This is a genomic window from Shewanella sp. 6_MG-2023, assembly GCF_030547195.1.
In the GTDB taxonomy this organism is placed as follows: Bacteria; Pseudomonadota; Gammaproteobacteria; order Enterobacterales; family Shewanellaceae; genus Shewanella.
Map to the genome: position 1 here is coordinate 229,088 of NZ_JAUOQU010000001.1, position 12,913 is coordinate 242,000.

A 12,913-nucleotide genomic window follows, 5' to 3' on the forward strand; every position below is an offset into this window, starting at 1 on the left:
GAATAAAAAATGAAAACGAAAATTAAGTCTATAAGTGGCGGAAAAAGAAATTCGGATGATGAAATTACCGTACCGTTCTTTTCAATTATAACAGTTACTTACAATAATATAACTACACTTCCTAGATGTTTAGAAGCTATCTTATGTCAGTCATTCCAAGATTTTGAAGTTGTAATCGTAGATGGTGGTAGTAACGATGGTACTAAAGAATTTTTATTAGACCGAAAAGCTGATATAGATTGTTTTGTTAGTGAACCTGACGCTGGCATATATAATGCCATAAACAAAGGAATAAGATTAGCTAAGGGGGAAGTTATTGGATTAATTCACTCTGATGATATCCTGTCTTTTAATGCATTAGAGCGTTACCATCAAACATTTGAACAGTCTGACGCAGATATGGTTTTGGGTGATTGTTGCTATGTAGATGAAAACCTAAGATTTACAAATTATAAACCAGCCAGAAACTATGGGTTAGAAACAATTTTTAGGGGTATTACTGGTGCGCATGAAGCTGTTTTTATTAAGAAAAAAGCATATAAACAAATAGGGCTTTACGACGAAACGTATCGTTCTGCGGCTGACTTCAAATTATTGTCGGCTATGGTTAGTTCAGGTCTAAAAACAGCCATGACGAAAAGGCTTGAAGTTTATAAATTAATCGGCGGAGAAAGTTTTTCCAAAGAAGTTGAATTTAATGAAAACTTTCGCCTAGCGAAGGAATATATACCTGAGTTAACTGCAGAGGATTACGAACACTTATTAAAATTAAAGAATTATAGAGATCGAAGTAAATCTGACCTTCATGAAATATATAATATTATTTCTAGAATTGAGGCAAATAGTACTGTTCTAAGGTCTTTATCCTTATCACTACTAACCATTTTATTAGGTGATGATAAGAATACCTCCTTTAATCGAACTAACGAAAAGTTATTTTTTGAAAATCAAGATTACTCAGACAATCGGGTACTATTTGGGGCTATAGCCATAAAGGGTGTTACAGGTGGTGCTGAAAGAGTCTTAATTGATGTAGCCTCAAGCCAATCTATATCAGGTAAAGAAGTCCTGATAACGAGTGCTGATGGTAAAGCAGGTACGCCCTATTATAAGCCTAATGGTCCCATCGATATGGTTGATGTATTTGAACCACCTTTCAATAAACAATTGATGGTTAACTATGACTTACAAGGTGAACTTACTGACGTAATCAATAAGTTGCCTGAAGATATTTTGTTTGTTGTACATAACTGCTTATCTCTGAGGCATGAATTCAGAGACTGGAGTCAATTTGTTCAACTTTGTAAAAATGAGAATAGAGAATCGATTGAAACTATCAGAAATACCTTGCACGGTGAGGTAAACATTTGGGTAAAAAAACATGGTGGCAGAGTAAGTCGGTGGCGTACGTTAATCAACAAATATAAACCAGGTGTTGTTGTTCCTTTTATGATAAGTGCAACAACACAGATGTTTATTGCAGCGAGAAAAACCCGTGCAAAAGTTATAATTTCAAACCATGGCAATCCGATAAGAGATTACCTTTATCAGGACGATTGGGATAATTCTATGTTAGACCGTGCCTTGCGATTGTTTTCAACAATGGCTTCTTATAAGTCCCATTGGCTTGATGAAAAGTTTTTAGAATTTATCCCACATCAATCTAGAAAGAAAAGCGTGCCGATACCAAACCCTGTAACGGGGAGCGCTATAGTTCCTCCCTTCAAAGATCGTGAAAAAGTTATATTAGGAGTAGGACGCCTAATCCCTTTGAAGCGTTTTGAAGTATTAATTAAAGCTTTTTCACAAGTCAAAAATAAAAATGGTTGGGTTCTGAATATATATGGTGAAGGCCCTGATAAACAAAGACTGCAAACCTTAATCACAGAGTTAAATATTGAAAGTGAAGTTTACCTTAAAGGTCGAACCACTCAAATTTTTGATAGGTATGCGGAAAGCGGAATGTTGGTAAGCTGTTCTGAAATGGAGGGGTTTGGCTTAACTGTTGCGGAAGCCTTGGCTTCCGGAGTCCCTGCTATAGTCCCTGAATCAACTTCTGGACTTAATGAGTTAGTTACCCATAGGCATAATGGTCTATTGGTTTCTGATAATAGCGAGCAAGAGTTATTGACTAGTTTGACCAATGCAATATCAGAACTTATTGTCAACCAGTCATTAAGAGAAAAGTTATCTTTAAATACAGTGGAATCGATGGCTAAATATTCAGAAGAAAAAATATTTAAAACTTGGTCATTACTGTTGAATGAAATTAATTAGGTATTATTGAGTATATTATGAAGAAAATTATTGAAATAGCATCCTACCCTAAATGTGGAAATACGTGGATGCGACAACTTATAGCCAATACGTTTGATTTAAACGTTAATACTGATGTACCAGATGTTCACCAGCAAAAAGAGAATACTAAGGAGTTGATGGCAAAGGTAAGTTTGGCAGATGATACCTATTTTTATAAGTCACATCTACTAGATAATCAAACCATGAATCCCGATAAAATAATATATATATATCGCCATCCGTTAGACGTATTCTTCTCTTCACTTAATTATTTTTACATTAGAGAAAATGTAAAAAATTTCAAAGATGAAAAGCTAAAAAGTGTTGAACAAATCTATAAAGACGGAGAAATGCCGTATTATTTTGATGCTTTCAACGATAACTTAGGAAAAGAATATTATCGTGGCCTTTTAGGTGACGCTTCAGACTATTCTAATTATGTAAAAAGTGCTTTATCGAACCCAAAAATTATCAAAATACGATACGAGGATCTCGTTGATAATCCAGAAAGTACGTTCAAAAATCTATTGGGGCAAATCTCTCCTGACTTTGAGGTTCAATTACCGGAAAGTTTGTTTGAAGATGTAAATGCAGTTACTAAAAACTCAAAAAAAGCCTTCTTTTGGAAGGCTGGAAAAGAAACGTATAAAGAGTTTTTATCAACAAAGCAAATAGAGTTATTTAATGATAAGCACCACGATTTGCTTCAGGCTCTTGGGTACTACTCTGACTAACCATGTACTTTTTTCCTCATATACCTAAAGTTGGTGGTTCAACTTTAGGAAAGCACTTTTTTAATGCATTTGGTCAAGATAATTGTTTATGTATTTATCCTAGTAGTCGTATAAAAGATTATCATCCTGACGACTTTTATAGGTTAGGCCATCAAGAATTTAAAGGCAGAAAAACTATTCAAGGCCATATCGAAATGCATAGATTACTTGAAAACAAAATTATTAAACAGCAATTTAAAAATGGAAGGATTTCTACTTTAACTTCTGTCCGAGACCCTATCGCAAGATTAGTGAGTTTGAGGAATTATATTTTGATTCACAAGCATCACCCATAGTATAGTCATGTCAATAGTATGGAGCCTGAAGATTTTATACTGGCAGAACCTGAAAATTTTCAAGGCAAGTATTTAAGTCCAACTCCAGAACTGGACCTATTGTTTATAAAACTGTTTATACGACTTGTTCCCGTAGAGGAAAGCGAAAAGGTTTTTAGGAAGTACTTGGGTTATGCATGTAACAGCGATATACCCGAAGTAGCCATAGAGAATGTTACGGCTTTAAAGGCTCCAAAGTCAGTTCAATTATTTATGGTCTCAGATATAGGAAGTAAAGTATTAGCTGCTTTAAAGGATAAACATAAGCAAGATACACTGCTATATGAATATTCTCTAAAGTGTTTTGGTAATATTAGCAACACAAAGATGTGGCTCAACTATGATTTGTGACGATATTATTGGGACAAAGCGTCTTGGTCTTCCTAAAGAATGGTTTACATCGTGGATTAATAGCTTTAAGAGTGATGGAAAAGTTGACATAAAAAAACTTGACGAGTTTCTATTAGAAAAAGCATCAAGTGATAATAATGTTTTATCAATAAAAATCATGGCAAACCAAATTATTCATATTAACAATATTTATTCATTAAATCCTGTTAATGGAAGAAATAAGTCTGAAAGCTTAGATAGTTTTTATGAGGCATTTAAAGATGCTACTTTTGCATGGGTTACTAGAAAAGATAAAGTTGCACAAGCTGTTTCCCGATTAATGGCAAGAAAAACAGGTGTGTATCATCACATTGTCGAGGACAAAAAGGAGTTGTCTACTGGAAATCACTTTATTTCGAATGGGCAGAGGGTAGAAAGTGATGAGTATCGTTATGAAGAGATTGCTCAAGAAATTAAAAGGATTGAGAGAGAGGAAGCAATTATTGAGAAATTTCTGAATAAGTACAGTATAGGTCACACTAAAATCATATATGAAGAGGCTGTTAACTCTCGTTCATATATACAAGATGTTGGACGCAATTTGAATCAGTTTGATATACCTCTTTCGCCAAGGAAAATTAAAAAAATTGGTGGTCAGAAAAGCTTAGATTGGATTGCAAGGTATAATCAGGATACAAAGGGTAAACACTAAATAAATGGAAAAATTTCAAGGTCAGTTGACTATCAACAACTTTCAAAAGTGGAGCTACGTTCACGGAAATAATATACACACGAACCGACGATACACTAAGTTTACTATTTTTTCAAAAGTAGAACCTATTCATGTAGAAAACGTACATGTTGTCCTTAGGCTTCAGAATGCGAGCGAAATTGAAGAAAGTTTTCGAGTGATTGCTGAGGTTAGTGGGTACAAAGTTGGTAAAACCTCTTTTGATTTTAAGAATGATATTTGTTCATTAGATTTAGTCATTCCTTCGAAATTTTTTGTTGATGGCTGTACTATTGACTTAGTTCTTAATAGTGAAGCTTATAAGAATAAATCAGGCTTTCCTGCTTTCACTATTGCGGATATTAACTATGATGCAAGCGTTGATATCAGCGAAATTGTTTTCGGAAACCCGCCCCCTCAAATAGAGTTTGAGTTTGAAAAAGGTAGTGAACCGGGTTTGTTTGTTGTTTTTACTAGTTACGGAGTTGAAAACAAAGTTGTTGAAAATTTTGAGTTTAAACGACAATTGTCAAACTCACGCTGTTCAAAACTTTTCTTAAGAGATAATTCAAGGTATTGGTATCAAGCTGGCATTAGAGGTTTTTCTGAAAACTTAGATGATACCGTTATTGTTTTGAAAAACTTGGTTACGAAAACGCAAGGTAAAGTTACTTTTTTAGGTGTATCAATGGGGGGGTATGCGGCTTTATTGTTTGGTGCTCTTCTTAACGTCGATAGAGTATTGGTTTTCTCACCTCAAGTTAGAATTGATGAGGCGTCACTTAAGAAAATTAAAGATCAAAGATGGGCTGCATGTATCAAACAGTTAAACTCTAAATTCAAACCTATTAAAATAGATGAGTTGCTTTTAAAAAATACTAACATCCCAATAATTGATTTGTATGTTGGAAACTCAGACTTAAATGATATCGCGCACAGTAGTTATTTGGAAGATACACCAAAAGTAACAATCCACAATATCGAGACTGACAGTCACAATGTTGCAGGAGAGCTCGCAAAAAAAGGCGAGCTATCATCTATTATTTTTAGTTAGGTTAATAAATATGAATTTTTTGATTACTGGCGCGGCAGGCTTCATAGGCTTTCATGTGGCGAAGAGATTGTGCGAAGATGGCCATCAAGTGCATGGTATAGATAATTTGAATGACTATTATGATGTCAATTTGAAATTAGCGCGTTTAGAGCGTTTGAAAAAGTTTGGAACATTTACTTTTGTAAAGTTAGATTTAGCAGATCGAGAAGGCATAGCTGAACTATTCTCAACAGAAAATTTTGATCGCGTCATCCACCTTGCTGCACAAGCAGGTGTGCGGTATTCCATAGAGAACCCAATGGCTTATATTGATTCAAACTTAGTGGGCATGGCAACAATACTTGAAGGTTGTCGACACAATAAGGTTGAACATTTGGTTTATGCCTCATCAAGTTCTGTTTATGGCATGAATGAAAAAATGCCTTTCTCAACGGAAGATGCAGTTGATCACCCCGTTTCACTTTACGCCGCAACAAAAAAAGCAAATGAGTTAATGGCGCATAGTTATAGCCATTTATATGACCTGCCAACAACCGGTCTTCGTTTTTTCACTGTATATGGCCCGTGGGGGCGCCCAGATATGGCACCTTTCCTGTTTACCGATGCAATACTCAATGATCGCGAAATTAAAGTATTTAATCACGGAAAAATGAAGCGTGATTTTACTTACATTGACGATATTGTGGAAGGCATCATGCGTATTCAAGATGTCGTACCACAGCGTAATCCAGAGGACGATAACAGATCGCCATCCTCAAGCAAAGCTCCGTATAAAGTCTTTAATATTGGTAACAATGAACCGATTCCATTGATGCAGTTTATTGAAGCCATTGAAAAAGCGGCTAGCAAAGAAGCCAAGAAAAACTTCATGCCAATGCAACCTGGTGATGTACCTGCAACATTCGCCGACATTGGTAGTCTTCAAAACGAGGTAGGTTTTAAACCAAATACTGATATTGAGTATGGTATGCAGCAGTTTGTTGATTGGTTTAAATTATTTTATAAATTAGATCCGTGTGAGAGCAAAAAATAATAGGATTTCCCTAAAACCGAAAGGTTAGGTTTTGACCTAAGCTATAATTATCCAGCTAATAAAAAGTTTAGGGATTTAGCAACTCATAACTCAACCAAGAAAACAACAAGTAAGGCCTATTATCACTGTATTTGACAACGTCTACTGTTCTGGCAGTTACACTTAGAAGAAGAACAGTGACTATTGGGGGTTAAACTGTATGTAAATCAGCAGTTTAACTTCGAAGTGTAAGACTTCCCCCTCCTTGTTGTAATTTTTATAAATGGAGTGAAACAAACTACTATGTCATCCATTGTTGGTGCCCCCTTTTAGAAATGCATCGATTCAGTGTTTATTGAGCTTTAACGTTTTGCAATTCTAAAAGGTTATTTTAATAAAGTAATAAGTAATAAGTAATAGTCAATAGTTAATAGTTAATAGTTAATAGTTAATAGTTAATAGTTAATAGTTAATAGTTAATCGATAAAGAGTATTAAAAATGAAAAAAGCATTAATTACCGGTGTGACCGGACAAGATGGCTCTTATTTAGCCGAATTTTTATTAGAAAAAGGTTATGAAGTACATGGTATTAAACGCCGTGCTTCATCACTTAATACAGAACGAGTTGATCATATTTATCAAGATCCTCATGCTGCAAACCCTAAGTTTTTTTTGCACTATGGTGATTTAACAGATAGTTCAAATTTAACTCGCATTCTAAAAGAAGTGCAACCTGATGAAGTGTATAACTTAGGTGCGCAATCACACGTTGCAGTATCATTTGAAGCACCAGAGTACACCGCTGATGTTGATGCTATCGGTACGTTACGTTTATTAGAGGCGATTCGCTTTTTAGGTTTGGAGAAAAAGACAAAATTTTACCAAGCCTCTACCTCTGAGCTTTACGGTGAAGTACAAGAAATTCCGCAAACAGAAACCACGCCGTTTCACCCGCGTTCACCCTATGCGGTTGCAAAAATGTACGCTTACTGGATTGTGGTTAACTATCGTGAGTCTTACGGCATGTATGCATGTAACGGTATTTTGTTTAACCATGAATCTCCGCGTCGTGGTGAAACCTTTGTGACCCGTAAAATCACCCGTGCAATTGCCAATATTGCACAAGGATTAGAGCCATGCTTGTACCTAGGAAATATGGATGCACTGCGTGATTGGGGCCATGCGAAAGATTACGTGCGTATGCAGTGGATGATGTTACAACAAGATGTAGCAGATGACTTTGTTATTGCCACGGGTAAGCAAATTTCAGTACGCGAATTTGTTAGAATGTCTGCGCTAGAGGCAGGCATTGAACTTGAGTTTAGTGGTGAAGGTATTAACGAGATTGCAACTGTCACTGCTGTAAGCGGCGACAATGCGCCAGGCGTAAAAGTGGGTGATGTGATTGTTAAAGTCGATCCGCGTTATTTCCGCCCTGCAGAAGTGGAGACCTTATTGGGTAATCCTGCTAAAGCAAAAGCTAAGTTGGGCTGGACGCCAGAAATCACCGTAGAGCAAATGTGTGCTGAAATGGTTCAACACGATTTAGGTAAAGCTAAGCAGCACGCTATTTTAAAACATCATGGGTATGATGTTTCGGTGGCAAAAGAGTAAATTGTTGTGGATTTTAAACAACAGTTATTAGAGGAGGGGCTAATAGGCCCTTTTTCTTTAAATACCCCTGATAAAATACTGGACGATTTGGCCAGCCAAGTGATACACGAGTTTGACGTAGTTAAAAATCGCCATATTGACAACCAGTTTGTTCAAAGTGTTTTTAATGATGAAGTTTTACTTCAGAAGGTAAATCAGTTTTTTGGTGATAAATTTAACTTATGGCGCAGTAATTTTTTTGTAAAAAAAACAGGATCTGCAGAAGTTGCTTGGCATCATGACAAACATTTTGAAAATGGCAATCAGGACATAAATTTTAATGATTTAACTAGCCATTTATCAATATTAGTCGCTGTAACCGATATGGAAGCTGGCGGAGGTGTTTTTGAATATATCAAGGGCACACATATTAGTAATGGATTAGCTGAACGTGACTCAAGGCCTTTCCATTTAAGGTCAATAGATAATCATTTTATTAATTTATCTGAGTCATTAATATCCAATAAAACAACACTACCCTTGAAAAAGGGTCAGTTTGTGTTATTTCATTCGGCGTTACTTCATCGCAGTTTAGCATTCAATCATGGTAATACCCGTATATCAATGATTGGTAGACTGGCTAAAAATAACCTTGAAATTCCTGTTGAATTGGCAGATGAAAAGAGTATTGTTCCTTTTCAGCATCGTGATTGTAATCCAAACGGGTTGATTTCTAATGTATTGCCTAAACAAGCACATCGAAAAGTTGTTTTAATTACCGGGGCGAGTCGCGGTATAGGAAAAGCTTTAGCTGAGGGTTTTGCTGAGGCTAACATGAATGTTATTTTAGTCGCTAGAAATGAACAGTTACTTAAGCAAGCTTGTTTACACATTAATAGTAAAGATGCAGGCATCGCAATATATGCCGTTGCTGACATTACTGACGAAAACCAGCTAGATCTCGCTTTTAAAACCGCAGCAGAGCAATTTGGTCACCTAGACATCGTTATCGCAAACGCGGGGGTTAACCAAAGAAGTGCTTCACTTGAAGAGCTTACTTTGGCTGAGTGGCAAAAGCTATACCAGGCTAATGTGTTTGGCTTGATGTCAACGTGCAAGTTAGCTGTAGAGTATTTAAAAGCTTCAGGTGGTAATATTATTACTATTGGTTCAGCAATAGGCCATTTTGGGGCTGCAAATAATGCTGCCTATGCATCATCTAAATCTGCAAGTTGGGGTTTGACTCAGTCTCTAGCAAAAGAAGTTAGCAGTTATAATATTAACGTTAACGAACTTATACCTGGCCCAGTCAAGACTGACATGAATCCTAATGCGAAAGGCAATATGTGGAAAAATCCAACAGACATTGTTCCTTTAGCATTATTTCTAGCTAATCAAAATATTGTAAATGGGGCTACTGGGCAAAGCTTCAGCCTGAAAAGGTTATAGCTTTTCCTTTAAACTAAATGTTTCTTCATAATAAGTGAAAATATGACAATGAAAAAAGTATTTGTTGCTGGTCATCGAGGTATGGTTGGTTCAGCGATAGTAAGCCAACTTTTAAAAGATTCTGAGGTGACGATAGTTACCAGAACCAGAAGTGAACTGGACTTAACTTCTCAGCGTGAAGTACAAGAGTTTTTTGCTACTGAAAATATCGATCAAGTTTATTTAGCGGCTGCAAAGGTGGGAGGTATACATGCCAATAACACTTATCCTGCTGATTTTATTTATGAAAACTTGATGATCGAATGCAATATTATTAACAGTGCTTTTAAGGCTGGCGTAAAGCAATTATTATTTTTAGGGTCATCTTGTATTTACCCTAAGCTTGCTGAACAGCCGATGCAAGAATCTGCTTTGTTGACAGGCACTCTAGAAGAAACTAACGAGCCTTACGCGATTGCAAAAATTGCAGGAATCAAGTTATGTGAATCTTATAACCGTCAATATGGTGTTGATTACCGCAGTGTAATGCCGACCAACCTTTATGGACCTAATGACAATTTTCATCCACAGAACTCACATGTGATCCCTGCATTATTACGCCGATTCCATGAAGCTAAACTTGCCGGTGATGAACAAGTCGTTGCTTGGGGCAGTGGTAAACCAATGCGCGAGTTTTTACATGTTGACGACATGGCGGCAGCCTCTATTCACGTCATGGAACTGGATAAGGCGATTTACGAGGCCAACACTGAACCAATGCTAAGCCATATTAATGTTGGGACAGGTGTTGATTGTACCATTCGTGAGCTTGTTGAAACGGTTGCCAAAGTAACCGGTTTTAAAGGAAACATCGTTTGGGATAGCACTAAGCCTGATGGTGCGCCTCGCAAATTAATGAATGTAGATCGCTTAGCGGCGTTAGGTTGGAAATACTCATACAGCCTAGAAGAAGGCTTGAATGATGCGTATCAGTGGTTTTTAGATAACCAAGATAATTTCCGCGGGTAAATCAATAAATAAGTAAGTAAAATTATGAAAATAGCAATTGCTGGTACAGGTTATGTAGGCTTATCTAACGCGATGCTGCTTGCGCAGAATCATCAAGTTACTGCTGTCGATATTATCGAAGAAAAAGTGACACTTTTGAATAACAAGCTGTCTCCGATTGTGGATACTGAGATATCTGATTTTTTGGCAAACAAAAAATTGAATTTTACCGCTACTCTAGACAAAGAGTTGGCTTATAAAGATGCAGATTTTGTGGTGATTGCTACACCGACAGATTATGACGTAGCAAACAATTATTTTAATACTTCTTCTGTAGAGGCGGTAATTAAAGATGTAATAGCTATTAACCCTGACGCAGTCATGGTCATTAAGTCAACAGTCCCTGTTGGTTACACTGCAGGTATTAAAAAGACGTTGGGAAGCGATAACATTATCTTTTCTCCTGAGTTTTTGCGTGAAGGCAGCGCACTTTACGATAACCTACATCCATCGCGCATTATTATTGGCGAACGATCGAAGCGAGCAGAAGTCTTTGCTAATCTTTTACTTGAAGGTGCAAAGGAGAAAGATGTACCTGTGCTGTTTACTGACTCAACAGAAGCTGAAGCTGTTAAGCTGTTTTCAAACACCTATCTTGCTCTGCGAGTGGCGTATTTTAATGAGCTAGACACATATGCTGAATCACACGGTTTAAATTCTCGTCAGATTATTGAAGGCGTAGGTTTAGACCCTCGAATTGGTAAGCACTACAACAACCCATCTTTTGGTTATGGTGGTTACTGTTTACCAAAAGATACTAAGCAATTACGCGCTAATTTTGATGATGTGCCGAATGAGATTATTGGTGCCATTGTAGACGCAAATCGAACACGCAAAGATTTTATCGCGGATTCTATTATTAAGCGTAATCCACAACGTGTTGGCATCTACCGTTTGATTATGAAAGCAGGGTCAGATAATTTCCGTGCTTCGAGCATCCAGGGGATAATGAAACGCATTAAAGCTAAAGGCATCGAAGTGGTAGTGTATGAACCTGTACTTAATGAGCCTGAGTTTTTTCATTCAAAAGTTATGACGGACCTAGATGAATTTAAAGCCAGTTGCGATGTTATTGTCTCTAACCGTATGGTAGATGAGATCAAAGATGTTGCCGATAAAGTTTATACTCGAGACCTATTTGGCAGCGATTAATTTTTCATTGTTATAATTTAAGGCGCAAACGTAAAAGTTATACCTGCCGATTAGTCTAAACGTGGTTATTTAAATTATGATGGGGGTAGCTTTTCGTGGCAATTAAGACTCAAAGTACAGCTATGTCAAAAGAGGTTGTTAATATACTTCGTGACACAGCTGTGCAGCTTGAAACCAAAAACTTGCTCTTAGCTCGATCTATAATGGAAATGGCAAAATTAGGTAGGCCTGATGGACCTTTTATTACTCAGCGGTTGGATGAGTATAATGAGTTATTGGCGTCTACTGATGCTTTGCCATCTAAAAATATTCAGGTTGTGTTTTCTTATCCGAGAAGTGGCAGTACTTTTTTGCTACGTGAACTTGCCGGTTATTCTAATATCAGCATTGCAATGGAGCCATTTCACCAGTTTGAAAATGTTAGGCATAAACAGATTGATACGTTTCTGAAAAGCAGTAGCGAACTTAGTGAATTTGATAGGCAAAATTTTACACATCAGTTGGTCACCCATGCTCGTGAAGACGTTTCACTGTATTTGAAAGTAATTGACTCTTCCATAAGCTCTGAAAATGTTGCGTTTAAAGTGTTTCCTGGCCACCTAGAAAAGCCACAGCTAAGTTACCTAATTAAACATACATCCAAACCAATCCTGCTTTACCGAAATTTATTACATTCTTATATTTCAGATGTGATAGCAACGGAATCTAATCGGTATGCCAATACAGATACATCAGAGATTAAAATCTCTTTTAACGAGAAAGATTTTGTCACTCGTTCTCGTAAAATACTGGGTTTTATGAATACGGTGAAGCGAAAGTTGCGATTGCTTGATATCAATTTTTCGACTATGCATTACGAAGAGCTCGCAATGGTGAGTTCAGAAAAAAGTTCAGAAAAACGCGACGAATATTTATCAAACAAATTTGCTGTGAAATTTGAAATGCCCAGCAATACACATCAGTCCCTGAAAAAGCAAGACTCTAGAGGGTTAGCTGTCGAAAAAGTCACAAACCCTGAAAAAATGATGGCATGCTTACACCGAATGGGGCTTACTGACTTAAACGATAATACGACTAAAATGACAGAGCGTTATAGCCGTATTCTAAGTTAACCAAATACTTTCAACCTAAATAGACAA

12 protein-coding genes are annotated in these 12,913 nt (G+C 36.7%); all 12 read left to right on the forward strand.

The window, feature by feature from the left end; genetic code table 11:
- Positions 1–9 precede the first annotated feature (9 nt).
- The 12 genes from Q4533_RS01055 to Q4533_RS01110 all read left to right on the forward strand — a co-directional run bounded on the left by Q4533_RS01055 (position 10) and on the right by Q4533_RS01110 (position 12,886).
- Positions 10–2,277 (forward strand): glycosyltransferase, encoded by a 2,268-nt coding sequence (locus Q4533_RS01055; RefSeq protein ID WP_303501395.1) that lies wholly within the window; start codon positions 10–12, stop codon positions 2,275–2,277.
- Between the two features lie 17 nt (positions 2,278–2,294).
- Positions 2,295–3,032, forward strand: a complete 738-nt coding sequence (locus tag Q4533_RS01060) for a sulfotransferase domain-containing protein (protein WP_303501397.1) — start codon at positions 2,295–2,297, stop codon at positions 3,030–3,032.
- 2 nt (positions 3,033–3,034) lie between these two features.
- Positions 3,035–3,367: a sulfotransferase family 2 domain-containing protein gene (locus tag Q4533_RS01065; protein ID WP_303501398.1), complete on the forward strand. Its 333-nt coding sequence runs from the start codon at positions 3,035–3,037 to the stop codon at positions 3,365–3,367.
- Between the two features lie 18 nt (positions 3,368–3,385).
- Positions 3,386–3,757: a hypothetical protein gene (locus Q4533_RS01070; RefSeq protein WP_303501399.1), complete on the forward strand. Its 372-nt coding sequence runs from the start codon at positions 3,386–3,388 to the stop codon at positions 3,755–3,757.
- Entirely contained in the window at positions 3,747–4,448 is a 702-nt protein-coding gene (locus tag Q4533_RS01075; protein WP_303501401.1) for a Stf0 family sulfotransferase, read from the forward strand. Before Q4533_RS01070 ends, Q4533_RS01075 begins: the two co-directional genes overlap by 11 nt.
- A 4-nt stretch (positions 4,449–4,452) precedes the next feature.
- Complete coding sequence (locus Q4533_RS01080; RefSeq protein ID WP_303501403.1) at positions 4,453–5,520, forward strand: hypothetical protein; 1,068 nt, start codon at positions 4,453–4,455, stop codon at positions 5,518–5,520.
- Positions 5,521–5,530: 10 nt separating this feature from the next.
- Positions 5,531–6,553 (forward strand): NAD-dependent epimerase, encoded by a 1,023-nt coding sequence (locus tag Q4533_RS01085; protein WP_303501404.1) that lies wholly within the window; start codon positions 5,531–5,533, stop codon positions 6,551–6,553.
- A 478-nt stretch (positions 6,554–7,031) separates the two neighbouring features.
- The gene (gene gmd / locus Q4533_RS01090; RefSeq protein WP_303501407.1) at positions 7,032–8,147 is read left to right on the forward strand and encodes a GDP-mannose 4,6-dehydratase; all 1,116 of its coding nucleotides are present in this window, start codon (positions 7,032–7,034) and stop codon (positions 8,145–8,147) included.
- 6 nt (positions 8,148–8,153) lie between these two features.
- Positions 8,154–9,575 (forward strand): SDR family NAD(P)-dependent oxidoreductase, encoded by a 1,422-nt coding sequence (locus tag Q4533_RS01095; RefSeq protein ID WP_303501410.1) that lies wholly within the window; start codon positions 8,154–8,156, stop codon positions 9,573–9,575.
- A 42-nt stretch (positions 9,576–9,617) separates the two neighbouring features.
- Positions 9,618–10,583 carry a GDP-L-fucose synthase gene (locus tag Q4533_RS01100; RefSeq protein ID WP_303501412.1) on the forward strand — a complete coding sequence of 322 codons (966 nt, stop codon included), beginning with the start codon at positions 9,618–9,620 and terminating at the stop codon, positions 10,581–10,583.
- 24 nt (positions 10,584–10,607) lie between these two features.
- Positions 10,608–11,774, forward strand: a complete 1,167-nt coding sequence (locus tag Q4533_RS01105; RefSeq protein ID WP_303501413.1) for a nucleotide sugar dehydrogenase — start codon at positions 10,608–10,610, stop codon at positions 11,772–11,774.
- 95 nt (positions 11,775–11,869) lie between these two features.
- Positions 11,870–12,886, forward strand: a complete 1,017-nt coding sequence (locus Q4533_RS01110; RefSeq protein ID WP_303501415.1) for a hypothetical protein — start codon at positions 11,870–11,872, stop codon at positions 12,884–12,886.
- Positions 12,887–12,913 lie beyond the last annotated feature (27 nt).